General features: G+C 64.4%; 20 protein-coding genes. 9 read left to right on the forward strand and 11 right to left on the reverse strand.

Translation table 11 applies throughout. The annotated features are described in order from the left end of the window. The first annotated feature begins 268 nt into the window (after positions 1–268). From tkt to pgl, 6 genes are all read left to right on the forward strand, one after another. The gene (gene tkt, locus E3T43_RS05690; RefSeq protein WP_134471663.1) at positions 269–2,362 is read left to right on the forward strand and encodes a transketolase; all 2,094 of its coding nucleotides are present in this window, start codon (positions 269–271) and stop codon (positions 2,360–2,362) included. Between the two features lie 115 nt (positions 2,363–2,477). Beyond that, on the forward strand, positions 2,478–3,605 hold the full coding sequence (gene tal / locus E3T43_RS05695) for a transaldolase (RefSeq protein ID WP_134442119.1): 1,128 nt from the start codon (positions 2,478–2,480) through the stop codon (positions 3,603–3,605). Continuing rightward, complete coding sequence (locus E3T43_RS05700; RefSeq protein ID WP_134471664.1) at positions 3,605–5,206, forward strand: glucose-6-phosphate isomerase; 1,602 nt, start codon at positions 3,605–3,607, stop codon at positions 5,204–5,206. Before tal ends, E3T43_RS05700 begins: the two co-directional genes overlap by 1 nt. Positions 5,207–5,318: 112 nt before the next feature. Beyond that, the gene (zwf, locus tag E3T43_RS05705) at positions 5,319–6,860 is read left to right on the forward strand and encodes a glucose-6-phosphate dehydrogenase (protein ID WP_134442123.1); all 1,542 of its coding nucleotides are present in this window, start codon (positions 5,319–5,321) and stop codon (positions 6,858–6,860) included. Beyond that, the gene (locus E3T43_RS05710; RefSeq protein WP_134442124.1) at positions 6,857–7,813 is read left to right on the forward strand and encodes a glucose-6-phosphate dehydrogenase assembly protein OpcA; all 957 of its coding nucleotides are present in this window, start codon (positions 6,857–6,859) and stop codon (positions 7,811–7,813) included. The genes zwf and E3T43_RS05710 overlap by 4 nt, the downstream gene beginning before the upstream one ends. A gap of 2 nt (positions 7,814–7,815) precedes the next feature. Next, positions 7,816–8,601 carry a 6-phosphogluconolactonase gene (pgl, locus tag E3T43_RS05715; protein WP_092448722.1) on the forward strand — a complete coding sequence of 262 codons (786 nt, stop codon included), beginning with the start codon at positions 7,816–7,818 and terminating at the stop codon, positions 8,599–8,601. Positions 8,602–8,722: 121 nt separating this feature from the next. On the opposite strand, the gene E3T43_RS05720 is transcribed toward pgl, so the two are convergent. The 10 genes from E3T43_RS05720 to uvrA all read right to left on the reverse strand — a co-directional run bounded on the left by E3T43_RS05720 (position 8,723) and on the right by uvrA (position 20,280). Continuing rightward, a complete protein-coding gene (locus E3T43_RS05720) occupies positions 8,723–9,091 on the reverse strand; it encodes an RNA polymerase-binding protein RbpA (protein ID WP_134471665.1) in 369 nt (122 codons plus the stop codon). Between the two features lie 143 nt (positions 9,092–9,234). Then, complete coding sequence (gene secG, locus E3T43_RS05725) at positions 9,235–9,486, reverse strand: preprotein translocase subunit SecG (RefSeq protein WP_092107845.1); 252 nt, start codon at positions 9,484–9,486, stop codon at positions 9,235–9,237. A gap of 132 nt (positions 9,487–9,618) precedes the next feature. Next, positions 9,619–10,419 (reverse strand): triose-phosphate isomerase, encoded by an 801-nt coding sequence (gene tpiA, locus E3T43_RS05730; protein ID WP_170851537.1) that lies wholly within the window; start codon positions 10,417–10,419, stop codon positions 9,619–9,621. Then, on the reverse strand, positions 10,410–11,624 hold the full coding sequence (gene pgk / locus E3T43_RS05735) for a phosphoglycerate kinase (protein ID WP_134471666.1): 1,215 nt from the start codon (positions 11,622–11,624) through the stop codon (positions 10,410–10,412). The genes tpiA and pgk overlap by 10 nt, the downstream gene beginning before the upstream one ends. A 9-nt stretch (positions 11,625–11,633) precedes the next feature. Then, on the reverse strand, positions 11,634–12,641 hold the full coding sequence (gene gap, locus E3T43_RS05740) for a type I glyceraldehyde-3-phosphate dehydrogenase (protein ID WP_134471667.1): 1,008 nt from the start codon (positions 12,639–12,641) through the stop codon (positions 11,634–11,636). A gap of 123 nt (positions 12,642–12,764) precedes the next feature. Further along, positions 12,765–13,391, reverse strand: coding sequence for a superoxide dismutase (locus E3T43_RS05745; protein WP_092448547.1), 627 nt, complete (start codon positions 13,389–13,391; stop codon positions 12,765–12,767). 100 nt (positions 13,392–13,491) lie between these two features. Next, the gene (whiA, locus tag E3T43_RS05750) at positions 13,492–14,472 is read right to left on the reverse strand and encodes a DNA-binding protein WhiA (RefSeq protein ID WP_092448546.1); all 981 of its coding nucleotides are present in this window, start codon (positions 14,470–14,472) and stop codon (positions 13,492–13,494) included. An 84-nt stretch (positions 14,473–14,556) separates the two neighbouring features. Beyond that, positions 14,557–15,432, reverse strand: coding sequence for an RNase adapter RapZ (gene rapZ, locus E3T43_RS05755; protein ID WP_092448545.1), 876 nt, complete (start codon positions 15,430–15,432; stop codon positions 14,557–14,559). A 61-nt stretch (positions 15,433–15,493) separates the two neighbouring features. After that, positions 15,494–17,398 (reverse strand): excinuclease ABC subunit UvrC, encoded by a 1,905-nt coding sequence (gene uvrC, locus E3T43_RS05760; RefSeq protein ID WP_134471668.1) that lies wholly within the window; start codon positions 17,396–17,398, stop codon positions 15,494–15,496. Positions 17,399–17,412: 14 nt separating this feature from the next. Continuing rightward, positions 17,413–20,280, reverse strand: a complete 2,868-nt coding sequence (gene uvrA, locus E3T43_RS05765) for an excinuclease ABC subunit UvrA (protein ID WP_104132814.1) — start codon at positions 20,278–20,280, stop codon at positions 17,413–17,415. A 136-nt stretch (positions 20,281–20,416) separates the two neighbouring features. On the opposite strand from uvrA, the gene E3T43_RS05770 reads away from it, so the two are divergent. From E3T43_RS05770 to E3T43_RS05780, 3 genes are all read left to right on the forward strand, one after another. Further along, the gene (locus E3T43_RS05770; protein ID WP_092448542.1) at positions 20,417–21,025 is read left to right on the forward strand and encodes a PadR family transcriptional regulator; all 609 of its coding nucleotides are present in this window, start codon (positions 20,417–20,419) and stop codon (positions 21,023–21,025) included. Then, the gene (locus E3T43_RS05775) at positions 21,022–21,750 is read left to right on the forward strand and encodes an ABC transporter ATP-binding protein (protein WP_134471669.1); all 729 of its coding nucleotides are present in this window, start codon (positions 21,022–21,024) and stop codon (positions 21,748–21,750) included. The genes E3T43_RS05770 and E3T43_RS05775 overlap by 4 nt, the downstream gene beginning before the upstream one ends. A 71-nt stretch (positions 21,751–21,821) precedes the next feature. Beyond that, a complete protein-coding gene (locus E3T43_RS05780; RefSeq protein ID WP_166791244.1) occupies positions 21,822–24,590 on the forward strand; it encodes an FtsX-like permease family protein in 2,769 nt (922 codons plus the stop codon). A gap of 133 nt (positions 24,591–24,723) precedes the next feature. Here E3T43_RS05780 and uvrB read toward each other — a convergent pair whose 3' ends face one another. Then, the gene (gene uvrB / locus E3T43_RS05785; protein ID WP_134471671.1) at positions 24,724–26,787 is read right to left on the reverse strand and encodes an excinuclease ABC subunit UvrB; all 2,064 of its coding nucleotides are present in this window, start codon (positions 26,785–26,787) and stop codon (positions 24,724–24,726) included. Between the last annotated feature and the right edge of the window lie 23 nt (positions 26,788–26,810).

A 26,810-nucleotide genomic window follows, 5' to 3' on the forward strand; every position in this document is an offset into this window, starting at 1 on the left:
GACAATGGACATGTCACGTCATATAGAGCGTCCCGCCGCAAAATTCCCTATACTTATAGTGCTCCCCACAGTGAATCAGTAGTTCGGCGAGCCCCCGGGTGGGAGATGGCGGCAACAGCAGGCCAACTCGCTGGGGGTGACATTTCACTTGCATTCTCGCGTCGGGATGGCGCGGCCCCGCAGTGTGAGACGGTTGCCGACACTTGCACATCTATCAAAGGATGGGTTGAGCTCAACCCGCCTTCGCTTCAATGAAGGGTTACGTGACGTGGCAGCTTTCCAATGGGATTCCATTGACGATCAGGCGGTTAACACCGCACGCATTCTCGCGGCTGACGCCGTTGAAAAGGTTGGGAACGGGCACCCGGGTACAGCGATGAGCCTTGCTCCCGCCGCGTATCTTTTGTTTCAGAAGATCATGCGCCGGGACCCGGCCGACAACGACTGGCTCGGTCGCGACCGTTTCATTCTCTCGGTCGGCCACAGCTCGCTGACCCAGTACGTGCAGTTGTACCTCGGCGGCTACGGCCTCGAGCTTGAAGACCTCAAGGCCCTGCGCACCTGGGGATCCAAGACCCCCGGCCACCCGGAGTATGGGCACACCGCCGGCGTCGAGATCACCACCGGCCCGCTCGGTCAGGGACTGGCCTCCGCCGTCGGCTTCGCCTACGCCTCACGCTTCGAGCGTGGCCTGTTTGATCCGGATGCCGCCGCCGGCGCCAGCCCGTTCGACCACTTCGTCTACGTCATCGCCGGGGACGGCGACCTGCAGGAAGGCATCACGAGCGAGGCATCCTCTCTCGCCGGCCACCAGCAGCTCGGCAACCTGATCGCGATCTATGACAGCAACCAGATCTCGATCGAAGACGACACCAACATCGCCTTCACCGAAGACGTCGCTGCGCGCTACGCCGCCTACGACTGGCACGTGCAGACCGTGGACTGGAAGAAGACGGGCTCCTACGTCGAAGACGTCGCCGAGCTGAATGCGGCCATCGAGGCTGCCCAGAACGAAACCGGCAAGCCCAGCCTGATCATTCTCAAGACGATCATCGGCTGGCCGAGCCCGAAGAAGCAAAACACCGGCAAGATCCACGGCTCCGCGCTCGGCGCCGAAGAGCTCGCCGGAGTCAAGACCGTTCTCGGCTTCGACCCGGAGAAGACCTTCGACGTCGCCCCCGAGGTCATCGCCCACACCCGCCTGGCCCTCGATCGCGGCGTCACCGCGCACGCCGAGTGGACCGTGCAGTTCGATGCCTGGGCGACGGCCAACCCGGAGCGCAAGATTCTGCTCGACCGGGTCCTCTCCGGCGATCTGCCTGACGGCGTCGACGAGGCCCTCCCGGTCTTCCCCGGCGGCACCGCGGTATCGACCCGCGCGGCGTCCGGCAAGGTGCTCACCGCCCTCGGCGGCGTCATCCCCGAACTGTGGGGCGGCTCAGCCGACCTTGCCGAATCCAACAACACCACTATCGGCGGTGCTGCCTCGTTTATTCCGAGCGAGCACTCCACCGGTGAATGGTCGGGCAACGAGTACGGACGGGTGCTGCACTTCGGCATTCGCGAGCACGCCATGGCCGCCATTCTCAACGGCATCGTGCTGCACGGTAACACCCGCCCGTTCGGCGGCACCTTCCTCATCTTCAGCGACTACATGCGCCCCGCGGTGCGTCTGGCCGCTCTCATGAAGGCTCCGTCGATCTTCGTCTGGACCCACGACTCCGTCGCCCTCGGCGAAGACGGCCCGACCCACCAGCCGATCGAACAACTCGCAACCCTGCGCGCCATTCCCGGACTCGACGTGGTTCGCCCCGGCGACGCCAACGAAACCGCCTGGGCCTGGAAGACCATTCTGGAACGTCGTAATGGTCCGGCCGGCATCGCGCTGACCCGCCAGAACATTCCGGTCTACGAGCGCGGTGAGGGCGCAGCATCTGACGAGGTCTTCGCCTCGGCCAAGAACGTCGCCCGTGGCGCCTACGTGCTGGCCGAAGCGGCCGGCGGAACCCCGGATGTCATTCTGATCGGCACCGGCTCCGAGGTGCAGCTCGCCGTGGACGCCCGCGCCCAGCTCGCCGCCGAGGGCATCAACGCCCGCGTGGTCAGCGCCCCCTGCCTCGAATGGTTCGAAGAGCAGAGCAGCGACTACCGCGAATCGGTGTTGCCCGCAGCCGTCACCGCACGCGTGTCCGTCGAGGCCGGCCTCGCGCTGACCTGGCGTGGTTACGTCGGCGATGCCGGCCGCAGCATCTCAATCGAGCACTTCGGGGCATCCGCTGATTACCAGACGCTGTTCCGCGAATTCGGAATCACCACTGAAGCAGTCGTCGCCGCGGCCAAGGAATCAATTAACGCAGCGTGACGTTGTCCCGTATGTATCGATCAGTACTGCGGGCCAACATCAGTTGCACCATGCCTCTCCACTGAACCGCTACAGTATCGCTGCCTGACGGCAGCATTTATAGGAGATTTTAGAAATGACTACCCCCTCCCCCCTCGCCCAGCTGTCCGCAGCCGGCGTCAGCATCTGGCTCGACGACCTGTCCCGTGAACGCATCAACTCCGGCGGTCTGCAGGACCTGATCAAAAACAGCAACGTCGTTGGCGTCACCACCAACCCGACCATCTTCGCCGGAGCCCTCGCCAAGGGCGAGGCCTACACCGACCAGGTAGCGACCCTGGCCGCCGCCGGCACGAACGTCACCGACGCCGTCTTCGCCATCACCACGGACGACGTTGCCGCCGCCTGCGACATCTTCCGCCCGGTCTACGACGCGACCCAGGGGCAGGACGGCCGCGTCTCGATCGAGGTCGAGCCGAGCCTCGCCCGCGACGCAGCCGGCACGGTCGCCGAGGCCCAGCAGCTCTGGAAGAAGGTCAACCGCCCCAACGCGATGATCAAGATTCCCGCGACGGTCGAAGGGCTCGAAGCCATCACGGCGACCATCGCCCTGGGTATCAGCGTCAACGTCACTCTGATCTTCAGCCTCGAGCGTCACCGCCAGGTCATCAACGCCTACCTGGCTGGGCTCGAGCAGGCCAAGGCTGCCGGCATCGACCTCTCAACCATTCACTCGGTTGCGTCGTTCTTCGTGTCGCGCGTCGACTCCGAGATCAACACCCGCCTCGAAGCCATCGGAACCCCCGAGGCTCTGGCGCTGAAGAGCAAGGCCGGCGTCGCCAACGCGCAGCTTGCTTACCAGGTCTACGAGCAGGCCTTCAGCAGTGAGCGTGCCCTCGGCCTGATCAAGGCCGGCGCCACCAAGCAGCGCCCGCTCTGGGCCTCGACCGGCGTCAAGGATGCCAGCCTGCCCGACACCCTGTATGTGACCGAACTGGTTGCCCCGGAGGTCGTCAACACGATGCCCGAGAAGACCATGATGGCTGCAGCGGACCACGGCGTCATCCCGGCCGACTCGGTCACCGGCTCCTATGCCGCTGCCAATGCTGTGCTCGACGCACTGGGAGCGCAGGGCGTCTCGTACGATGACGTCACCCGACTGCTCGAAGAAGAAGGCCTCTCGAAGTTCGAGGTGTCCTGGAACGAACTGCTCGACACCGTGCAGACGGCCCTCACCGCAGCGTCGACAACCGCGGCAGTCTAATGAGCTTTCGCATCTCGGTGAGTGGCTTGGCTGCCGATGCTGTACGCGCCACCGTACCGACGCTGGTGACGGATCTCGTTGCCTCCGGCGTCACCGGCCTCAACCCGGCACTGTGGGGGCCGGAGGCGGAAGCCGAGGCCGCACTGCGCCTCGGCTGGACCGAATCCGTCGTGGTGTCCAGGCCGCTCGTGGCCGAGATTCTGGAGTTGCGGGCCACCCTGCAGGCGCGCGGCGTCACCCAGATCGCCCTCGCCGGCATGGGCGGATCGTCGCTTGCCCCCGAGGTCATCACTCGCACGGCTGGCGTGAACCTCACCGTTCTCGACGCGACCGACCCCGGGCAGGTGCTCGCCGCCCTGAACGACAACCTCGTGGGCACCGCTCTCGTGGTGTCGTCGAAGAGCGGCTCGACCGTCGAAACCGACAGCCAACGCCGCGTGTTTGAGCGTGCGTTTCGTGCCATTGGAATCGATCCAGCCGAACGTATCGTCGTGGTGACCGATCCAGGATCGCCACTCGAGGCATCCGCTCTCGCGGACGGTTATCGCGTCTTCAACGCCGATCCCAACGTGGGCGGTCGCTACTCCGCACTGACCGCGTTCGGCCTCGTACCCTCGGGCCTGGCGGGCGTTGACATCGGTGCGCTTCTCGACGAAGCAGAGTCCATCTCCCTGGCTTTGGCCGTTGACTCCCCAGAGAACCCGGGGCTCGTGCTCGGAGCGGCGATCGCCGCGACCAGCCCGCGCCGCGACAAGCTCGCCATCGTCTCGGACGGCACCCACATTGTGGGCTTCGCCGACTGGGTCGAACAGCTCATCGCCGAATCGACCGGCAAGCTCGGCACCGGCATCCTGCCGGTCGTGCTCGAACTCGATGCCCCGGAACTGACCGAAACGCTTCCCGATGTGCAACTCGTGCGGGTCGTCGCTGACGCCGGTACCGAGTTGTTCAGCGAAACCGGCGACGAGATCCGCGTTAGCGGAACCCTCGGTGCACAGTTTCTGGTCTGGGAATACGCGACAGTTGTCGCCGGGCGCCTGCTCGGTATCAACCCGTTCGACCAGCCAGACGTTGAATCCGCGAAGATCGCGACCCGCGGTCTGCTGGACGCCCGCCCCGCACCGGAACCCGCCGCGTTCATCGCTGACGGTATCGAAGTGCGCGGCACGCCACACGTCATCGGTGCCGCGAGCGACCTCGCCTCGGCCGTTGATGCACTGCTCGAGGAGCTCGGCCCCGACGGCTATGTGGCCGTGCAGGCCTACGTCGACCGGCTGGCACTGCCCGAGCTGGCCGAGGTTCGCAATAAGCTCGCCGCTCTCTCCAAGCGCCCGGTGACCTTCGGCTGGGGACCGCGTTTTCTGCACTCCACCGGTCAGTTCCACAAGGGTGGAACGGCAACCGCCGTCTTCCTGCAGATTCTGACCACACCGGCGGAGGACCTCGACATTCCAGAGCGTCCGTTCACCTTTGGCGAGCTCATTCAGGCACAGGCCAGCGGCGACGCGAGCGTACTCGCTGAGCACGGTCGGCCCGTGTTGACACTAACGCTGACCGACCCCAAGCAGAACATCAGCACGCTTTTCGACGCCTTAAGCTAACCAATCGGGGTTCGTCTCGGCCAGCAGCCGCGAGGAACCCCACCCGCTTCCGCATCACCCGATCTTTTTTTCGTGTCCTCAATTTTCTGCACTGTCCCGTTAAAGGAGCTGCATGTCCCCGGTGGAAATTACCCCGGAGTTTAATCCGCTCAGGTCGCCGTCCGACTATCGTCTGAATCGAATCGCCGGGCCGTCCAGCCTCGTGATCTTCGGCGTCACCGGTGACCTCGCGCGCAAGAAACTCATGCCCGCGGTCTATGACCTCGCCAACCGGGGGCTGCTGCCGCCCGGCTTTGCCCTGGTGGGCTTCGCCCGCCGCGACTGGGACAACGAGGACTTCATGCAGGTTGTGCATGACGCCGTCAAAGAACACGCTCGCACCGACTTTCACGAAGATGTCTGGGCGCAGCTGGCCGAAGGCATCCGTTTCGTTTCGGGCACCTTTGACGATGACGAGGCGTTCGCTCGATTGACGCAAACCATTGACGAGCTGGACCGAGAACGCGGAACGATGGGCAACCATGCGTTCTACCTCGCCATTCCGCCAAAGGCGTTCCCCCTCGTCACCGAGCAGTTGCGCCGTTCCGGCCTGGCCGAGCAGAAGAACGGCCAGTGGCGACGTGTCGTCATCGAGAAACCGTTCGGGAGCGACCTGAAAACGGCCCGTGAGCTCAATGATGTCGTCGAGTCGGTCTTTCCACCCGACTCCGTCTTTCGCATCGACCACTACCTCGGCAAGGAGACGGTGCAGAATATTCTGGCGCTGCGATTCGCCAACGAGATGTTCGAACCGCTGTGGAACGCCAACCACGTCGAGCACGTGCAGATCACCATGGCCGAAGACATCGGTGTCGGGGGTCGTGCCGGATACTACGACGGTATCGGCGCGGCTCGCGACGTGATTCAGAACCACCTACTGCAGCTGCTCGCGCTCACCGCCATGGAAGAGCCGATCTCCTTCGACGCCGCCGACCTGCGCGCGGAGAAAGAAAAGGTTCTCGCCTCGGTGCGGCTCCCCGCCGACCTCGGCCTCGGTACCGCCCGCGGGCAGTACGCCGGCGGCTGGCAGGGCGGCGAAAAGGTCGTCGGTTTTCTCGAAGAAGACGGGATGAACCCGGACTCGGTCACCGAAACCTATGCTGCCATGCGTTTGACGATCGACACCCGACGTTGGGCTGGCGTTCCGTTCTATCTGCGTGCAGGCAAGCGCCTCGGACGTCGCGTCACCGAAATTGCCGTGGTCTTCAAGCGGGCCCCCCAATACCTGTTCGCGCCCGGCCAGACGGCCGAACTCGGACACAATGCCCTCGTGATTCGGGTGCAGCCGGACGAAGGGGTCACCATCCGGTTCGGCTCGAAGGTTCCGGGAGTGGTCATGCAGGTTCGCGACGTGACCATGGACTTCGGCTACGGGCACGCCTTCACCGAGGCCAGCCCTGAGGCCTACGAGCGACTCATCCTTGACGTCCTCCTGGGCGACCCGCCGTTGTTCCCCCGCCATGAAGAGGTCGAGCTGTCCTGGAAGATTCTGGACCCGGTGGAAGAATACTGGGCCACCCAGGGCCAGCCGGAACAATACCGCCCCGGTACCTGGGGCCCCACATCCGCTGACGACCTATTGGCCCGCGACGGCCGCACCTGGAGGCGACCATGATCGTCGATCTGCCCAACACGACCACCGCGAAGATCTCCAAGGCGCTCGTGCGCATCCGCGAGGAGGGTGGCGCGGTCGCCCTCGGGCGGGTACTGACGCTGATCATCGCCTCCACCCTCGGTCACGAAGAGGAAGCCATTGAAGCCGCCAACGATGCCTCGCGGGAACACCCCATGCGAGTCATCGTTGTGTCGACCCAGGACAACGATGAGACGGATGCGACTGCTCGCGTCGATGCGGAAATTCGCGTCGGCGGGGATGCCGGTGCGAGCGAGGTCATCGTTCTGCGCGTCTACGGTGATGCCGCGAACGATCCGGAGAGCCTGGTCACCGGCCTGCTCTTGTCGGATGCTCCCGTCGTCGCCTGGTGGCCGGGCACCGCGCCGGCCGTTCCCGGCGACTCGCCGCTCGGCCGCATCGCCTATCGCCGGATCACGGATTCCTCTGCCCAGCCGGACCCGCAAGCGGCACTGCACCAGCTGTGCGGCACTTATCGTCCCGGCGACACCGACTTCGCCTGGACCCGACTGACGCTCTGGCGGGCCCAGTTGGCGGCCGTTCTGGACCAGCCACCCTATGAGCCGATCATCGGCATTCAGGTGACCGGTGCCGCAGCCTCGCCCTCGACCACGCTGCTCGCTGCCTGGTTGCAGATGCAGCTGCAGGTGCCCGTGGACTGCGTCCTGACGACGGGCCCCCTGGCCAATGGTGTGCACGGTGTGCATCTGACGCGCGCGTCCGGGACCATTTCCCTCGAACGCGAGATTCCCGATATTGCCACCCTCACCCAGCCAGGCCAGCCGATGCAGGACCTGACGCTCAAGCGCCGCAGCCTGCGCGATTGCCTGGCCGATGAGCTGCGCCGACTCGATCCCGATGAGCTGTATGGTGAGGTGATCACGCGCGGCCTGCCGCAACTCGATGACGTGGTGGCACAAAGAACCGGAGCGTGACCGTGACCAATGAACGACGCGTGCTGCTGCACCAGAACAAGCAAGCGCTGGCCGGGTCGGTCGCTGCACGCTTTCTGACCAACATGGTTGACGTTCTACACGAACAGGACGAGGCCAACGTCGTGCTCACCGGCGGTTCCGTGGGCATCGCCGTTCTGGCCGCCATCAACGAGTCGGCCGCCCGCGACACCATCGACTGGTCCCGGGTGAATTTTTGGTGGGGCGATGATCGTTGGCTTCCCCGCGCCGATCCGGAACGTAACGAGTTGCAGGCGCGCGAAGCACTTTTGGACCACATCTCGGTGCCTGCGGAAAATATTCACGCTTTCGGAGCGTCCGACGACGACGTCGAAGCGGGGACGGATGCCCTCGACGCTGCGTCCGCCCACTATGCGGCGGAGTTGTTGGCTCGAGCCCCCGAGGGATCCCAGTACCCTCGTTTTGACGTCACGTTTCTCGGAGTCGGACCCGATGGCCATATCGCGTCGCTCTTCCCGCACCGATCGGGTATCCGCGAGCGTGAAGCCAGCGTCATCGCTGTGCGTGACTCCCCCAAGCCCCCGGCCGACCGGCTGTCCCTGACTCGGCCCGTGATCAACTCGTCGGATCGCGTCTGGCTGGTCCTGGCCGGATCTGACAAGGCATCGGCGCTCGGGCTGGCACTCGCTGGAGCCAGCCGCGACGAGGTACCTGCTGCCGGGATCAAGGGCCGCTACCACACCGTGTTCTTCGTGGACAACGACGCAGCAGCCCAAGTGCCGGAAAGCCTGATCGCGGCTGCCTACTAGGCTTTCCGAGGGCATCCGCTGAATGGGATCCCCTGATCAGGCTTGGAAAACAACAAAAGGCCGGCTCTCGATTTCTCGAGAGCCGGCCTTTTGGGTGGTGCAGATCAGTTCGTAGGTTTGATCAGTTCGTAGGCGACAGCTTGCCCCGACGAACGCGCAACTGGTTGAGTGCTTCTTCAAGGAGCGACTCGGCCTCTTCTTCGGTACGACGCTCCTTGACATACGCCAAGTGGGTCTTGTAGGGCTCGAGTTTCACGACCGATGGAGGATTCTCCTTGTCCCGGCCAGCGGGAAGCCCCGACGACGGGCAATCAATGTTCACCGGAATCTCTTCATCGGGCAGGCTCGCAGCAAAGTACCGTACCGTCTCATTGCCCAAAGCATCCCAGTATGAGACCTTGATGCGGTCCGCGTGAAAACCGCGGTCCTGCTCGCCCATGGGCCCCGCGCCTACACGCGAGCCACGAATTGCGCTTCCGCCTGATGCCATCTTGTTCCTCCGTTGACTCGTGCAGTCGTGCGCTGCAGGTTCGAGCTGTGATTGGTGCTACTGCTGTAGACAATGTGCCGTGAAAGCCTGTGCACGACAAAGTGCACCGGAAACCTCAGGGTAACTCCGCACTGGTCGAAAAGTTAAGCCCCTGTGTCAAACTTCGTGATCAATCCGAGAACGACGATGCAGGAGATCCAGAGCAGGCCCAGAATGATCGTGATCCGATTGAGGTTTCGCTCGGCCACCCCCGACGCTCCCAGGTTGGAAGTCACACCGCCGCCGAACATGTCGGAGAGCCCACCACCCCGCCCCTTGTGCAACAAAATGAGCATGGTGAGCAGGAGGCTCGTAATACCGACGAGCACCTGCATGACGACCTGGAGAATCTCCACACGAAACCTTTCAAAACACGGTGGACGCAACTCTGGCGCCCAGACCATCGTAATTATACCCTTCAGTGCACAAGCGAGGGGGTTGCCACACGGGCAACCCCCTCGCTCACGACCGGGAGGGTGCGCGTCGGTTTAGAGACCGACGTGCTTTTGATAGCGGATGATGCTGGAGAACTCTGGAATATCCAGGCTCGCACCGCCGACCAGGGCACCGTCAACATTGGGTTCGCGCATGAACGCGGCGATGTTGCCGCTTTTGACCGAACCGCCATAGAGGATGCGGGTCTTGTCGGCGACGTCCTGCCCAAGCAGTTCGGTGAGAACGCCGCGTAGGGCTGCGGCGACCTGTTCGGCCTGTTCAGGCGTTGCCGCCTGTCCGGACCCAATGGCCCAAACCGGTTCGTACGCGACGACGATATCGGCGGCGTTGGTGACGCCGGCGAGGGCGGCACGCAGCTGAGCCACGGGAACGGCGCTTGGACCGTGAACGGCGAGGTCTTCAGCACTTTCGCCCACGCAGATCAGCGGCACGAGATTGTGCTTCAAGGCTGCGGTCACCTTCGCGGCGACCTGCTCATCGGACTCATTGTGCAGGGTGCGGCGTTCGGAGTGCCCGATGATGACGTACTGGCACTCCAGCTGAGCCAGGAACGCCCCGGAGATCTCGCCGGTGTAGGCTCCGGATTCCTGCGCCGAGACATCCTGCGCACCAAAGGCGAGCGGCAGCTTGTCGGCCGAAACCAGGGTCTGCACGCTGCGCAGGTCGGTGAACGGCGGAAAAACTGCCACCTCCACGGCGGCGAAATCATGATTGGCGTCCTTGAGATTCCAGGCGAGCTTCTGCACGAAGGCGATGGCCTGGAGGTGGTCCAGGTTCATCTTCCAGTTGCCCGCAATCAGCGGTGTGCGCCGAGGGTTAATGTTCACTGCCATCCGAGGACCTCCAGTCCTGGCAGGCGCTTACCTTCGAGGAACTCGAGGCTGGCACCGCCGCCGGTAGAAATATGACCAAATTGGTCGTCGTTGAAACCGAGAATACGCACGGCCGCGGCGGAATCGCCACCGCCGACCACGCTGAGGCCGGTGACCTCGGTGAGTGCGGCGGCCACGGTACGGGTGCCCTCCGCGAACGGTGCGAGTTCAAAAACGCCCATCGGGCCATTCCAGAACACCGTGTTCGATGCCCGAATTATTTCGGCAAACGCCAGAGCGGTGTCTGGTCCGATGTCGAGGCCGAGTCCGGCTGCGCCGAACGGGGTGTTCTCGATACCGTCGGCCGGTGTGATGATGTGTTCGGCATCTGCACCGAATTTCGAGGCGACAACGACATCGGTGGGGAGCACGATTTTGACCCCGAGGCGATCCGCCTCGGCCAGGTAACCGCGAACCGTGTCGATCTGATCGCTTTCGAGCAGGCTCGCGCCGACCTGGTGCCCCTGCGCGGCCAGGAACGTGAATAGCATTCCGCCGCCAATCAGCAGCGAATTCACGCGCGGCAACAGGTGACCGATGACGCCGAGCTTGTCGCTCACCTTGGACCCGCCGAGGATGACCGTGTACGGCGCCTCTGGCTTTTCGGTGAGGCGATCAAGCACGTCGAGTTCGGCCGCGATGAGCAGTCCGGCAGCGCTCGGAAGGAGCGAGGCGAGATCGAACACGCTGGCCTGCTTGCGGTGGACAACGCCGAAGCCATCCGAAACGAGCGCGTCGCCGAGCAGCGCAAGCTGCTGGGCGAACGCGACGCGATCGGCATCCGTTTTGCTGGTTTCTCCGGCGTTGAAGCGCAGGTTTTCCAGGACGACGATTTCACCGTTCTGCAGCGCTGCCACGGCCTCGGTGGCCGAGGCGCCAACGGTGTCGGTGGCGAAGGCGACCGGAAGGGCCACCAGTTCGCTCAGGCGAGCAGCGACCGGCTTCAGGCTGTACTGGGGATCAACAGCCCCGTCGGGACGCCCGAGGTGAGAAACAATCACCACGCGGGCGCCCTGAGCGACGAGGGCGTTGAGGGTGGGCAGTGACGCCCGCACTCGTCCATCGTCGGTGATCTGCCCGTTTTTCAACGGAACATTCAGGTCGAAGCGGACAATAACCCGCTTGCCGGTGAGGGAACCAAGCGAGTCAATCGTGCGTAACGTCACCGGGGGCCGTTAGAGTCGCTCGGCGACGAACTCGGTGAGGTCAACGAGGCGGTTGGAGTAACCCCACTCGTTGTCGTACCAGGAAGCAACCTTGACCTGGTCGCCGATCACCTTGGTGAGGCCGGCGTCGAAGATCGAGGAGTGCGGGTCGCCAACGATGTCGCTGGAGACGATCGGGTCCTCGGTGTAGCTGAGGATGCCCTTGAGGGGGCCCTCGGCTGCAGCCTTGTAGGCGGCGTTCACTTCTTCGACCGTGACCGGGCGCGAGGCCGTCAGGGTGAGGTCGGTGATCGAGCCGGTCGGAACCGGAACGCGCAGCGCGTAACCGTCGAGCTTGCCGACGCTCTCCGGGATGACCAGGCCGAGTGCCTTAGCGGCACCAGTAGAGGTCGGGATGATGTTCAGCGCGGCGGCACGGGCACGACGAAGGTCGCTGTGCGGGCCGTCCTGCAGGTTCTGGTCTGCGGTGTAGGCGTGGATCGTGGTCATGAGGCCACGCTCGATGCCGAAGTTGTCCAGGAACACCTTGACGAGCGGCGCGAGGCAGTTCGTGGTGCAGGACGCGTTCGAGATGATGTTGTGAATCGCCGCGTCGTAGGTGTCTTCGTTCACACCGAGCACAAGCGTGGCAACGTCAGCACCGGTTGCCGGGGCAGAGACGATGACCTTCTTGGCGCCGGCCTCGATGTGCTTCTGCGCGTCGACGGCCTTGGTGAAGCGACCGGTGGACTCGATGACGATCTCGACGCCCAGGGCTGCCCAGGGGAGGTTGGCCGGGTCGCGCTCGGCGAGCACCTTGATGGGCTTGCCGTTAACAACGATATTGTCACCGTCGACCTCGACCGAGGCGTTCAAACGACCGGCGACGGAGTCGTACTTGAGCAGGTGTGCGAGCGACGCGGGGTCGCTGAGGTCGTTGACGGCGACGATTTCGATGTCGCTGCCCTTCGCGAGGGCTGCGCGGAAGTAGTTACGGCCAATACGGCCGAATCCGTTGATGCCGATCTTTACGGACACAAATAACTCCTGTTAGAAAAGGGCGCCGACTGGCGCGATGAAAAGTGATGCACTACTGGGTACTGGAGGAAAACAGCGGTGCCCCGCCCGCGCACCGAAATGCTGGGGTGGGGCACCGGCAGGCTACGAGAGTAGCAGCAGGCCGTTGGTCTTCTCGCGTGCGACGGTGAAACGCTCCTGAACGTTCGCCCAGTTGGCGATGTTCCAGAACGCCTTGACGTAGTCAGCGCGCACGTTGCGGTAGTCGAGGTAGTAGGCGTGCTCCCAGACATCGAGCATGAGAACCGGAACGGTACCAGCAGCGAAGTTGGACTGCTGGTCGAAGAACTGCTGGATGATCAGGCGCTGGCCAATGGAGTCCCAGGCTAGAACTGCCCAGCCGGAACCCTGCACGCCCAGGGCAGCGGCGGTGAAGTGCGCCTGGAACTTATCGAAGGAACCGAAGTTGTCATCGATCGCGGCGGCGAGTTCGCCGACCGGCTTGTCTCCACCGTTCGGGGAGAGATTGGTCCAGAAGATGGAGTGGTTGACGTGGCCGCCGAGGTTGAAGGCGAGGTCCTTCTGCAGCTTGTTCACGTTGGCGAGGCTGCCGCTGTCGCGGGCCTCGGCGAGCTGGGCCAGCGCGGTGTTCGCGCCGGTGACATACGCCTGGTGGTGCTTGCCATGGTGGAGTTCCATGATGGCACCGCTGATGCTGGGCTCGAGAGCCGAGTAGTCATAGTCAAGGGTGGGCAGGATATATTCAGCCATTACTTATCTCCTCTTCAGTGGTGGCGCCACATCGGATGCGGCGACCTTGTAAGCACATTCAAGTGTACCTGCGCGGTTCCCCGGCACAGAATTGATGACGTCAGGCGTCTTCCGGGTGAACCGGGTAGGGAACGTCGGTTCCCTCGATGCCAAGCTCGACCGCTTTCTTGTCTGCCATGGCGAGCAGGCGGCGGATCCGGCCGGCGACGGCGTCCTTGGTCATCGGCGGATCGGCGTGGTGGCCCAGTTCATCAAGGCTGGAGTCACGAAAATTGAGGCGGAGATCGCCGGCATAGCGCAGGTGTTTGGGGATATCTTCGCCCAGGATGTCCATGGCGCGCTGAACGCGGGCACAGGCGGCGACCGCGGCTTCGGCCGAACGGCGCAGGTTCGCGTCATCAAAGTTGACCAGCCGGTTGGCGGTGGCACGCACTTCGCGACGCTGCCGCAGTGTCTCCCAGTTGAGCACGGTGTTGGTGGCGCCCATGTGCACGAGCATCGCCCCGATGGCATCGCCGTCACGGATGACTACCCGGTGCACCCCGCGAACTTCGCGCGCCTTGGCCGCGACGCCGAGGCGTCCGGCAGCGCCGACCAATGCCATGGCGGCTTCATTGCCGGGGCAGATGACCTCGAGGGCCGCCGAACGGCCCGGATCCGTCAGAGTGCCGTGGGCGAGGAAGGCTCCGCGCCAGACGGCGGCGATTTCTTCCTTCGAGCCGGTGGTGAGACGGTTGGGCAGACCTCGAATCGGGCGCCGACGGGCATCCAACAGGCCCGTCTGTCGTGCCAGTGTCTCCCCACCCTCGATGACCTGCACGAGGTAGTGGCTGGACTGGCGCAGGCCGGCGGCGGCAATGACCTGCAGGGCGCTGCGCACTCCGTAGAGCTCGGCGAGGTCCTTCCGCACCCGGCGAGCCAGAATGGCCGTGTCCAGTTCGGATTCGATCGCGATGCGGCTGCTGATCATGTGCAAACCTCCGGAGAACCGAAGAATAGTGGCCAATTCGGCCGCGCGCACGGTGGTCTTGGAGACCTCCACGCGCGAAAGTTCGTCTTTAACGTCGGCGGTGAGTGCCAATCGCTTTTCCATTCTGTTGATCAGTTGCGTTAGGTCTGAGGGATGAGAGTGCGGTGGAGCAGCGGATGCTGCGCCCGGCCTCGCTTATTCGCGTCCGAGGTCGCGGTGCTTGATATTAACCACGACTCCGGGAAGTTTTTCGAGTCGAGACGCCAGTTCCCGGGCCATGGCGACGGAGCGATGTTTGCCTCCGGTGCAGCCGATACCGATCGTGGCATGGCGTTTGTTTTCCCGCTGGTACCCGGCCAAAACCGGTGCCAGGGCGGCCGCATAGTGGTCGATAAATTCGAGGGCACCATTTTGGGCAAGTACAAAGTCTCTCACTTCCGGATCGACACCGGTGTGCGCCCGCAGCTCTGGGATCCAAAACGGGTTCGGCAGGAAGCGAGCATCGGCCACCAGATCGACATCCGTCGGCAGGCCGTACTTGAAGCCAAAGCTCATAATGGTGAGCTGCACGCCGGCCGATCCGGCTGCGGCGAATCGCTCAGTGATGGCCGTCGCCAGCTGGTGCACATTGAGGTCTGAGGTGTCGATGACCAGGTCGCTGGACTCCCGCACGGTCAGCAGGCGAGACCGCTCCGCCGCGATGCCATCGAGCAGGGTGCCATCACCCTGCAGAGGGTGCGGCCGACGTACCGATTCGAAGCGGCGCACGAGCGCGTCATCCCGCGCTTCGAGGAAGATCACCTGAACCTGCGTGTTACTTCTCAATTGCTGCACGGTTTCGAGAAAGTCACCGAACAGATCGCGGCCGCGAATGTCGACCACGGCGGCGATCTTGGGCAGGTTGGTACCGGCACGTTCGACCAGATCGACCAGGGGCCGCAGCATTTGCGGGGGCAGATTATCGACGACGTACCAGTCGAGATCTTCCAGCGCATTGCCGACGGTCGAACGACCCGCCCCGGACATTCCCGTGACGATCAGCACTTCCTGCTTGTCGGGATCCGTAGTCATACGTTCAAAGCGCCTTAATGAAAAGTTGTGGGACTATCCAGCCTACCCAGCGGTGGGCGGTTCACGCGCGCAAATGGGCATGGATCGCCTCGGCCAGCACCGGGCCGATGCCGCGAACATCTGCTATTTCCTGCACGGATGCGACCTTGAGCCGGGCCACCGAACCGAAATGCTGCAGCAGCACCTTGACCCGGGCGGGGCCGAGCCCGGCAATCTCCCCCAAGATCGAGGCTACGTCCTTCTTACGTCGGATGCGCTGATGGGTGATGGCAAACCGGTGAGCTTCGTCGCGGATGCGCTGAATCAGGAACAGCGCGTCGCTGTTGCGCGGCAGAATCACCGGGTAGTCGGAGTCGGGCAGCCAAATTTCTTCGAGCCGCTTGGCGATGCCACACAGTTGAATTCCGGTCACGCCCGATTCAGCGAGTGCCCGTTTGGCTGCGGCGACCTGCGGCTGGCCGCCGTCGACGATGAGCAGGTTGGGCTGGTACTTGAATTTGGCTCGCTTCTGCTCGACCTGGGCGATGTCGCTCTGACCGGCGACTGCGGTCGGAGCGGGATCTGCGGCATCCGCTGCCCCGGATTCGGGTTTCAGGTAGGCCAGCCGGCGCGTGAGAATCTGGTAGATCGAGTCGGTGTCGTCGGTGGACACTGGAATGTTGAAGCGGCGGTATTCGTCTTTGCGGGGTAACCCGTCTTCGAAGACAACCATCGATGCGACGATGTTGGTGCCGCTGAGGTGGGACACGTCGTAGCATTCCATCCGCAGCGGCGCGGCCGGCATCTCCAGGGCTTCCTGAATGTCTTCGAGCGCCTTCGACCGTGCCACGAAGTCGGAGCTACGCCGGGTTTTGTAGAGCATGAGGGCCTGTTTGGCGTTGTTGGTGGCCGTGACGAGGAGGGCGGCCTTCTCGCCGCGCTGCGCGGCCACCAGCCGCACCTTGCGCCCGGCCAGGTCGGCCAGCCAGGTCTCGAGGGCTTCCGCGTCGTCGGGCAGTTCGGGAAGTACGATTTCGCGCGGCGGCTTCGACTCGTTGTTGTAGGCCGTCTGCATCATGGAGTCGATGAGCTCGCTCCTGGTCACGTCGAGCTCCTTGTCGACCATCCAACCGCGCACACCGCGGATGCGACCGCCCCGCACGATGAACAGCTGCACGGCGGCGGCCAGCTCGTCCTGCTCGATGGCGAACAGGTCGATGTCGACGTTGTCCCGCAGCACGACGGCGCTCTTCTCGAGTACGGCGTTGAGCGCCCGCACCTGGTCGCGCCGTTTGCCGGCGATTTCGTACTGCTGCGCCGCTGCTGCGTCTTTCATCTCCTGGGTGAGCTCGTTGATGAGTTTCTTGTCGTGACTCCTCATGAAGCTGACGAAATCATTGACGATCTTGCGGTGATCCTCCATCGAGACCAGGCCGGAGCAGGGGCCGAAGCAGCGCCCGATCTGGCCGGCGAAACACGGCTTGCCGCTCTGCATGGCCCGTTTGTAGTTGGCGTTGTTGCAGGTACGGATGGGGAAGGCCTTGAGCATGAGCTCGATGGTTTCGTGCACGGCCCACACCTTGGGGTACGGCCCGAAGTAGCGGGCGCCCTTGATATTCTCGGTGCGGGTGACGAGAGCGCGCGGCGCCTCATCGCCCAGGGTGACGGCGAGGTAGGGGTAGGACTTGTCGTCCTTGAACTGCACGTTGAACGGCGGATCGAACTCGTTGATCCACATCCACTCGAGCTGCAGGGCTTCAACCTCGGTGCCGACGACCGTCCACTCGACCCCGGTCGCGGTGGTGACCATGCGGCGGGTACGTTCGTGCAGGCTGTACAGCGGCGCGAAGTAGTTGCTCAGCCGGGCCCGCAGGTTCTTGGCCTTGCCGACATAGAGGATGCGCCCGGTCGCATCGCGAAACCGGTAGACCCCGGGGGTCGTGGGAATCTCGCCCGTTTTCGGGCGATAGCTCAGGGCATCAGACATGGCCTCGCGGCCGCCTAGCCGGCAGCCAGGACCTCCTTCAGGAAGGAACCGGTGAAGCTCTTCTTGACCGTGGCGAGGTGCTCAGGGGTGCCGGTCGCGAGTACCTTGCCACCGCCGGAACCACCCTCTGGGCCGAGGTCGATCACCCAGTCGGCGCTCTTGATGACGTCGAGGTTGTGCTCGATCACGATGACGGTGTTGCCCTTGTCGACGAGGCTGTTGAGCACGAGCAGCAGTTTGCGCACGTCTTCGAAGTGCAGGCCCGTGGTCGGCTCGTCGAGCACGTATACGCTGCGACCGTTGGAACGGCGCTGCAGCTCGGTGGCGAGTTTCACCCGCTGGGCCTCGCCGCCGGAGAGGGTCGTGGCGCTCTGGCCGAGGCGCACATAGCCCAGTCCGACCTCGACCAGCGTCTTGAGAAAACGGTGGATCGACGAGATCGGCTCGAAGAAATCGGCCGCCTCGCTGATCGGCATGTCGAGTACCTCGGCGATGTTCTTGCCCTTGTAGTGCACGGTGAGGGTGTCGCGGTTGTACCGGTCTCCCCCGCACACCTCGCAGGCCACGTACACGTCGGGCAGAAAGTTCATCTCGATCTTGATGGTGCCGTCACCCGAGCAGGCTTCACAGCGGCCGCCCTTGACGTTGAAGCTGAAGCGACCGGGCAGGTATCCGCGGGTCTTCGATTCGATGGTCTCGGAGAACAGGGTGCGGATCTTGTCGAACACGCCGGTGTAGGTGGCCGGGTTGGAGCGCGGGGTTCGGCCAATGGGTGCCTGGTCAACGTGGATGACCTTGTCGAGCTGCTCGAGACCGGTGACCCTGGTGTGCTTGCCGGGCAGCTTGCGGGCGCCGTTCAGCCGATTGGCGAGCACGCGGTAGAGGATGTCGTTGACCAGCGATGACTTGCCGGATCCGCTGACCCCGGTTACGGCGGTGAAGGTGCCGAGCGGGAACGTCACCGAGACCTTTTGCAGGTTGTTGGCCTCGGCACCGGTGACGCCGATGAGACGCTCCGGATCGATCGGGCGGCGGGTCGTCGGGGTGGCGATGGACTTGCGCCCGGCCAGGTAGTCGCCGGTGAGCGACTTGGTGTTGGCGAGCAGCCCCTCGTAGGAGCCGGAGTGCACGACGTGTCCTCCGTTGACCCCGGCACCGGGGCCGATGTCGACGATCCAGTCAGCGGTTTTGATGGTGTCTTCGTCGTGTTCGACCACGATGAGCGTGTTGCCGAGGTCGCGCAGGGTGACCAGCGTCTCGATCAGGCGACGGTTGTCACGCTGGTGCAGGCCGATGCTGGGTTCGTCGAGCACGTAGAGCACCCCGGTGAGCCCGGAACCAATTTGAGTGGCCAAGCGGATGCGTTGTGCCTCACCGCCGGAGAGGGTCGCCGCAGCCCGGGCGAGGTTGAGGTAGTTGAGCCCGACTCGAATGAGAAAGTCGAGGCGCGCGCGAATCTCGCGCAGAACCTGGGCGGCGATGGCGGCCTCGCGGTCGGTGAGCGTGAGCTGGTCCATGAACTCGCGGGCGTCGCTCAAACTGAGCGCGCAGACATCCGCAATGCTCGCGTCGTGCACGAGCACGGCGAGCACCTCGGGCTTGAGCCTCGTGCCCTTGCAGACGTGGCAGTCGACCTCGCGCAGGTATTCCGACCAGCGCTGCCGCTGGGTGTCGCTCTCGGCCTGCAGGTACTGGCGTTCGATGTAGGGCACGACACCCTCGAAGCCGGAGGTGTAGCTCATTTCACGCCCGTAGCGGTTCTTCCATTTGACCCGCACCTCGAAGTTATCGCCGCGCATGACGGCGTTCTGCACCTCGCTGGTCAGGTCACCCCAGGGGGTGTCGAGCGAGAAATCGAGGTCGCGGGCGAGACCGTCGAGGAGCTTCTCGTAGTACTGGAACAGGCCCTTGCCCTGGGTGGTCCAGGGCAGCACGACACCCTCGGCGATACTCAGGTCCGGGTCGCCGAGCAGCAGGTCTTCGTCGACCGACATGCGGGTGCCCAGGCCGGAGCACTCCGGGCAGGCGCCGAACGGGGCATTGAACGAGAAGGTGCGCGGTTCGATTTCGGTCAGCTGCACCGGGTGGTTGTTCGGGCAGGAGAGCTTCTCGGAGTAGTTTTGCCAGGCCTTGTCGCCTTCCTCGTCGAGAAAGTTGATCTGCACGAGGCCGTCGGTGAGCTTGAGCGCCGTTTCGAGCGAGTCGGTGAGGCGACTGAGCAGTTCGGGGCCGGCGACCAGACGGTCGACAACAACGGAAATGTCGTGCTTCTGCTGCTTCTTGAGAGTGGGCGGTTCGCTCAGCTGAATCTGGGTGCCGTCGACGATCGCACGGGAGTAACCGCCACCGGCGAGCTCTTGGAAGAGGTCGACAAATTCGCCCTTCTTCTGCGAAATGACCGGGCTGACCACCTGGTAGCGGATGCCCGCCTTCAGTTCCATCAGCTGGTCGGCGATCTGCTGCACGGTCTGCGACTGGATGATCTCGCCACAGATCGCGCAGTGCGGCACGCCGATACGGGCCCAGAGCAGGCGCATGTAGTCGTAGATCTCGGTGATCGTGCCGACCGTGGACCGCGGGTTGCGGTTGGTGGACTTCTGGTCGATCGAGACCGCGGGGCTCAAACCCTCGATGAAGTCCACGTCGGGGCGGTCAACCTGCCCGAGGAACTGCCGAGCGTAGGCCGAGAGTGACTCCACGTAGCGGCGCTGGCCCTCGGCGAAGATGGTGTCGAAGGCGAGCGACGACTTTCCCGAACCGGAGAGACCCGTGAAGACCACGAGCGCATCGCGCGGAATCTCCAGATCTACGTTGTGAAGGTTGTGTACGCGGGCTCCGCGCACACTGAGTTTGGGACCTGTTTCTACCTTGGTAATCGACACTCATTGAGTCTATGCAACGCCGCTGACAGTGCCTGACAGCAAGCATCGCCGAGAGCGAACACCGGCACATCCCGATATTGTTTCAGAGTATGTATATACTCGGTGACTAATAGCCGTTTGAATTGCCGGAGGTCGTATGTCTGTTCGCCAGAGTCTGCTCGCCATCCTGAACCAGGGGCCGTGCTACGGCTACCAGTTGCGGGCCGAATTCGACCGGCGCACCGGGTCGACCTGGCCGCTCAACGTTGGCCAGATCTACAACACCCTCGATCGGCTGGAGCGCGACGGTCTGGTGCAGAAGGCCGATATCGACGCCGACGGTCAGAATTACGTCGAGATAACGGATGCCGGACGGGCGGAGGTCGCCGACTGGCTCGGCTCCCCCGTGGTGCGTACAATGGCCACCCGTGACGAGCTCGCCATCAAGCTCGCGATCGCTGTAACGCTGCCCGGCGTCGACATCGCCCAGGTGATTCAGGTACAGCGCACCGCCACCATGCGCACCCTGCAGGAACTGACCCGCACCAAGAACGCGACCGCCGACCCGGAATCATCCGAGCAGCTGGCCTGGCTGCTCGTGATCGACTCGCTCATCTTCGCCGCCGAGGCGGAAGCACGCTGGCTCGACCACTCGGAGCACCGGCTGGCCAGAGCCCGCGCGGCCGGCCTGGCCGCTCCGCTGCCGCTCAACACCGAGGTGCCCAAGCGCGGTCGCCCGGCCAAGACTGCAGCGGCCAACGCATGACCGGCTCCGACATTCTCTTGCAGCTCGACGGAATCTCGATGCAGTATGGCCGCGGCGAGACCGCGATCACCGCGCTTGCGGGAGTCGACCTGTCGGTGCGCCGCGGCGAACTCGTGGCCGTGATGGGGGCATCCGGTTCGGGAAAATCGACCCTTCTAACGGTGGCCGGCGGACTCACCCCACCGACGGCCGGGGAGGTCGTCGTCGAAGGGCACTGGCTGAGCCAGCTCTCGGCCCGCGAACTCGCGACCCTGCGCCGGCGCAGCCTCGGCTTCGTGTTTCAGGATTTCAACCTAATTCCCTCACTGACCGCGCTCGAAAACGTGAGCCTGCCACTCGAACTCGACGGGTGGACGTCAAAGAAAGCGCACCGTCCAGCCCTCGATGCGCTCAATATCGTCGAGCTCGGTGACCGGGCCCAGCATTTCCCCTCAGATTTGTCGGGCGGCCAGCAGCAGCGGGTGGCGATCGCCCGCGCCGTCGTCGGCGGCCGGTCGTTGATTCTCGCCGATGAACCCACCGGCGCGCTCGATAGCACGACCGGCGAGCTTGTGTTGCGGATGCTCCGCTCGCGAGTCGACGCCGGCGCCGGCGGCATTCTGGTCACCCATGATGCCCGCCACGCGGCCTGGGCCGACCGGATCGTCTTTCTGCGCGACGGGCGCATTGTGGACGAGTCGCGGGCATCCGCTGTGTCGAGCCTGCTGAGCGGGCTGCCGACATGAGCGTTGAGCCGAGTTCGCTTGGCGGGAAGCGTTCGGGTAGTACCCGGATCGCGTTTCGGATCGCCCGGCGAATGGCCCTGCAATCCCGCGGCCGCAGCGCGCTGATCGCGCTGCTCGTGGCCATTCCCGTGGCCGGACTGGTCGGAATCACCACGGTGGAAGCGAGCAACACCGCCTCCCCGGCCGAACGGGTCATGCTCGAACTCGGCTCGACAGAGGCGCGGGTGATGATCGTCGCGTCGCCCGACCCGAAGTTCACCCAGGACCCGCTCAACGACCGCAGTTGGGGGCCGAGCGACGAGGCATTCAACGGCGAAGCCGCGCAGTCCATCGAGCCGGAGCCCGTCACCGCCGCCGCGCTGTTCCCAGCCGGAACCCGTTTGTTGTCCATAAGGCAGGCCAACATCGTCGCCGAGACGAAGAACGGACTCGGCTCCTTCACTGCGGTGCAGGGACAGCCGTGGGATGCGTCCTTCGCCGGAAAATGGGATGTCACCAACGGTTCCGCACCCGCGAATGATGGCGAGATCATGGTAACCGCCGCCACGCTCGACCGCTTGGGGGCAACGGTCGGGTCGACGGCTGTGATCACCGCCCCCGAGCCCGGCGAGTTCACCATCGTCGGCACGATCCGAAGCGCCTCGCTCGACGACGCGGCGGTCTCGTTCTACGGTCTCCCCGGCGCCTTCGACGGGGTCCTGCCCGATGATTCCGACCTGCTGACCGAGTGGTATCTGCCCGACACACCGCTGACCTGGAGCCAGATCGGCGACCTCAACCCGCGCGGCGCCACCGTGCTCTCCCGCTCCGTGCTGCTCGACCCGCCGCCGGTGGGCAGCTATCCTCTGGACGGCACCGTCTCCTTGAGCTTTTTTGATTCATTCCTCATTCTGCTCGGCGGCTTCGCCCTGTTCGAGGTGGCCCTGCTCGCCGGCGCCGCGTTCACCGTCGGCGCCCGAACCCAGCAGCTCACCCTGGCAACCCTGGCCAGCGTCGGCGGCGACAAACGGATGCTGTTTCGCGTTATGTCCTTCGGCGGCGTCATCCTCGGCGCCGTCGGAGCGGGCCTGGGAACGGTGCTCGGCCTGGCCGGCGCATGGATCTTCATGCAGATTTCGGCGAACGGCAGCGCGGCGCGGTATCCGGGGTTTCACCTCGATCTGCTGTCGCTGCTGATCATCGCGGCCTTCGCCGTTCTCGCCGGCTGGTGCGCTGCCGCGGTGCCGGCCCGGGCAGCCGGCCGGATCGACGTTCTGGGAGCGCTCCGCGGCGCCCTACGTCCGCCGCGCCCGACGCGGCGACGCCCAGTGGCCGGGATCATCCTGCTGGCCCTCGGTGCGATCGTCGCTGTGACCGGCGGACTGGTCGAGCTCGCCGCATACCTCCCCGTCTATCAGGTGTGGCTGGCCAATTTCGGAATCGGCCTGATCATCGCCGGGCCGGTGATCATGCAGCTCGGAGCGGTGTTCCTCGCTCCGCTGATTCTGCGCTGGGCCGCCGGGCTCGCCTCACGGTTCGGCCCTGGCGCCAGACTGGCGACCCGGGACGTGGCCCGGAATCCCGGGCGCAGCGTGCCGGCCCTCGCTGCCATCATGAGCTGCGTTTTCGTCGCCGCCTTCGCGATGAGCCTCATCTCGACCTTCCAGGTGAACTCGATCAAGGACTACTACTATTCTGTTCCCGAGGACACGGCCTGGGTGAGCCTGAACGCCTACGTCGACGAACCGCCGTACGGGACGATGCTGCTGGAGAGCGGACCAGAGGTTCGTAACGCCTTGGACGGGGCCTTTCCCGACTCCCGGGCGCGCCTGCTCAACAGCGTCGCGAACCCGCCCTCATGGGTCGAGACCCCGGCCGACGGCGAGACCGCAACCGGCAGCACAGCCCCCGTTTTCGCGTACCCGCGCCTCGATCCGGGCACGGCGTGCCCGAGCGACGCGACTCGGTCGGAGGCCGGTCATCAGGAAGATCGCACCGACATTCGCTGCCCGACGCCGTACTACCTCGATCCGATGATGTCGAGCATCAGCGAACACATCTGGGTGGGCGACTTAGCAGATTTCGCTGCCATTCTCGGCGTGCCGGTGTCAGACCAGTCCCGGGCCACGCTCGCCGCCGGCGGTGCGGTAAGCACCTACCAGCAGTACGTGGTCGATGACACGATCCACCTCGACTGGATGGCCACCCTCGACGCAACCGTGGCACCGGCCCGCAGCGTGGCGCTGGCCGGGAGCGTGCAGTCGCCGGAGCATCCGCTGCCGTATGCGATCTTCATGCTCACGGAGACGGCCGATTCCCTGGAGCTGGACCATCGACCAACCATGGTCGTCAGCAGCCTCAATGCGGCTCCGACTCAGGCACAGCAAGACCAGGTGCAGGGGGCCGTCACCGCCGTCGAACCAGGTCTGTTCGTGCAGGTCGAGCCAGGGCCACAGGCCTTCGGCGCATCGTGGAGCTGGGTTCTCGTTGCCCTCACCGCGATCATCGCCCTGGTCACGGCGTCGATCACCATCGGACTCGCCCGCGCTGACGGGCACCGGGACAACGCGGTGCTCACCTCGCTCGGGGCATCTCCACGGGTGCGCCGGGCGTTCGGGTTCTGGCAGGCGGTGGTGATCGTCGGCCTCGGCAGCATTATTGGGGTGCTGCTCGGCCTGGTGCCGTCGCTCGCGCTGTCGCTGACCCGCGATACCGCTGGGCAGTCTCTGCTGCCGTTCACGCCCCCGTGGCTGCAGCTCGCCCTGATCGTGGTGGCGCTGCCGGCGGTCGTCGCGGTCGGTGGTGCACTCACGGCCGGCGGCAACCGCACCCGGTTCAGCAATCGGGCCGCGTTCGACTGAGTCGGACGGGGCATCCGCTCTCCTGGCACTGGTTTGAGAAGTTGGCCCTGGTTTGAACAAGTGCCAGCTTCTCAAACACGTGCCTTGATCCGAAACGGGAGCTGTGACGGCCCGGTCGTTGGCGCGGTCGCGGTTACTGCAGGTGGCCGGCCTTCTCCATCTGGCGCAACTCGCGCTTGAGCTCGGAGAGCTCGTCACGCAGGCGGGCGGCGAGCTCGAACTTCAGCTCGCCAGCAGCCTCGAGCATCTGCGAATTGAGGTCGGCGATGATCGACTCGAGGTCGTTGGCACCGTTCGCTGCCAGGCCGATCCGGCGGTTGGGCGTCGACGACTTACGGCGGGCATCGCGACCGGCGAGAAGTTCGGCGGTGTCGGCCTCTTCGCGGGCGAGGGCCTCGGTGATATCGCCGATGCGTTTGCGCAGCGGGGTCGGATCGATGCCGTGCAGCGTGTTGTAGGCGACCTGCTTCTCGCGGCGGCGGTCGGTCTCGTCGATCGCTTTCTCCATCGAGGCGGTGAGCCGGTCGGCGTACATGTGTACCTCGCCGGACACGTTGCGGGCGGCGCGCCCGATGGTCTGGATGAGCGACGTGGCCGAGCGCAGGAAGCCCTCCTTGTCGGCGTCGAGGATGGCGACGAGGGATACCTCGGGCAGGTCGAGGCCCTCACGCAGCAGGTTGATGCCGACGAGCACGTCGTAGATTCCGGCGCGCAGTTCGGTGAGCAGCTCCACCCGGCGCAGGGTGTCGACGTCCGAGTGCAGGTAGCGCACCCGTACCCCCGCCTCGGTGAGAAAGTCGGTTAGGTTCTCGGCCATCTTCTTGGTGAGCGTCGTGACCAGCACGCGTTCGTTGCGTTCAGAACGCTTCTTGATCTCTTCGAGCAGGTCGTCGATCTGGCCTTTGCTCGGCTTGACGATGATTTGCGGGTCGATCAGGCCGGTCGGGCGGATGATCTGCTCGACGATGCCATCCGCTATGCCCATCTCGTATTTACCCGGCGTGGCCGACAGATACACCGTCTGGCCGACTCGGTTCTTGAACTCGTTGAACTTGAGCGGTCGGTTGTCGAGCGCGCTCGGCAGCCGAAAGCCGTGGTCGACGAGGGTGCGCTTGCGCGAGGAATCGCCCTCATACATGGCGCCGATCTGCGGCACGGTCACGTGCGACTCGTCGATGACCATGAGAAAATCGTCGGGAAAATAGTCGAGCAGGCAGTGCGGGGCCTCCCCCGGTTCGCGCGCGTCGATGTGCCGGGAGTAGTTCTCAATACCCGAGCAGAAGCCGATCTGCTCCATCATCTCAAGGTCGAAGGTGGTGCGCATGCGCAGCCGCTGGGCTTCGAGCAGTTTGCCCTCGCGCTCGAGCACCTCGAGGCGGTCGGCCAGTTCGATTTCAATGGTGCCGATCGCCCGGCGCATGACGTCGTCGCTCGCGACATAGTGCGAGCCGGGAAAGACCGAGACCGCGTCGAGTGTCTTGACGATGTCACCGGTCAGCGGATGCAGGCTGTGCAGCGCCTCGATCTCGTCGCCGAACATCTCGATGCGAATCGCGAGCTCTTCGTACATGGGGATGATCTCGATGGTGTCGCCGCGAACCCGAAAGTTGCCGCGAGAGAAGTCGACATCGTTGCGCTTATACTGCATGGCGACGAATTTGCGCACCAACCAGTCGCGACTGACCTTCTGCCCCACCTGCAGGGCGATCATGGCCTGCATGTAGCCTTCCGGCGTGCCCAGACCGTAGATGCACGACACCGTCGACACCACGATGACGTCGCGGCGGCTCAGCAGCGAGTTCGTGGTGGAGTGCCGCAGCCGTTCGACCTCTTCGTTGATTGAGGAATCCTTCTCGATGAAGGTGTCGGTCTGGGGTACGTAGGCTTCCGGCTGGTAGTAGTCGTAGTAGGAGACAAAGTATTCAACCGCATTGTTGGGCATGAGGTCGCGGAATTCGTTCACCAGCTGGGCGGCCAGCGTCTTATTGTGGGCCAGAACGAGCGTTGGACGTTGCACCTGCTCGATCAGCCAGGCGGTCGTCGCCGACTTGCCGGTTCCCGTGGCACCGAGCAGTACGATGTCGGTTTCGCCGGCGTTGATGCGGGCCGTCAGGTCGGCGATCGCGGACGGCTGATCGCCACTCGGCGTGTACTCACTGACCACTTCAAACGGGTTCACAGAGCGCGTTGGTTCCATACCTTCATTCTACAAAGGCGGTC

This window comes from Cryobacterium sp. Hh7 (assembly GCF_004403155.1).
In the GTDB taxonomy this organism is placed as follows: domain Bacteria; phylum Actinomycetota; class Actinomycetes; order Actinomycetales; family Microbacteriaceae; genus Cryobacterium; species Cryobacterium levicorallinum.

Coding starts and splice junctions, on each gene's coding strand:
- uvrC (WP_134471668.1), bottom strand. CDS start 17,398: ATGTCTGATGCCCTGAGCTATCGCCCGAAAACGGGCGAGATTCCCACG.
- uvrB (WP_134471671.1), bottom strand. CDS start 26,787: ATGGAACCAACGCGCTCTGTGAACCCGTTTGAAGTGGTCAGTGAGTAC.
- zwf (WP_134442123.1), top strand. CDS start 5,319: ATGTCCCCGGTGGAAATTACCCCGGAGTTTAATCCGCTCAGGTCGCCG.
- E3T43_RS05710 (WP_134442124.1), top strand. CDS start 6,857: ATGATCGTCGATCTGCCCAACACGACCACCGCGAAGATCTCCAAGGCG.
- tal (WP_134442119.1), top strand. CDS start 2,478: ATGACTACCCCCTCCCCCCTCGCCCAGCTGTCCGCAGCCGGCGTCAGC.
- E3T43_RS05775 (WP_134471669.1), top strand. CDS start 21,022: ATGACCGGCTCCGACATTCTCTTGCAGCTCGACGGAATCTCGATGCAG.
- E3T43_RS05770 (WP_092448542.1), top strand. CDS start 20,417: ATGTCTGTTCGCCAGAGTCTGCTCGCCATCCTGAACCAGGGGCCGTGC.
- rapZ (WP_092448545.1), bottom strand. CDS start 15,432: ATGACTACGGATCCCGACAAGCAGGAAGTGCTGATCGTCACGGGAATG.
- E3T43_RS05720 (WP_134471665.1), bottom strand. CDS start 9,091: ATGGCATCAGGCGGAAGCGCAATTCGTGGCTCGCGTGTAGGCGCGGGG.
- E3T43_RS05745 (WP_092448547.1), bottom strand. CDS start 13,391: ATGGCTGAATATATCCTGCCCACCCTTGACTATGACTACTCGGCTCTC.
- tpiA (WP_170851537.1), bottom strand. CDS start 10,419: ATGGCAGTGAACATTAACCCTCGGCGCACACCGCTGATTGCGGGCAAC.
- E3T43_RS05700 (WP_134471664.1), top strand. CDS start 3,605: ATGAGCTTTCGCATCTCGGTGAGTGGCTTGGCTGCCGATGCTGTACGC.
- E3T43_RS05780 (WP_166791244.1), top strand. CDS start 21,822: ATGGCCCTGCAATCCCGCGGCCGCAGCGCGCTGATCGCGCTGCTCGTG.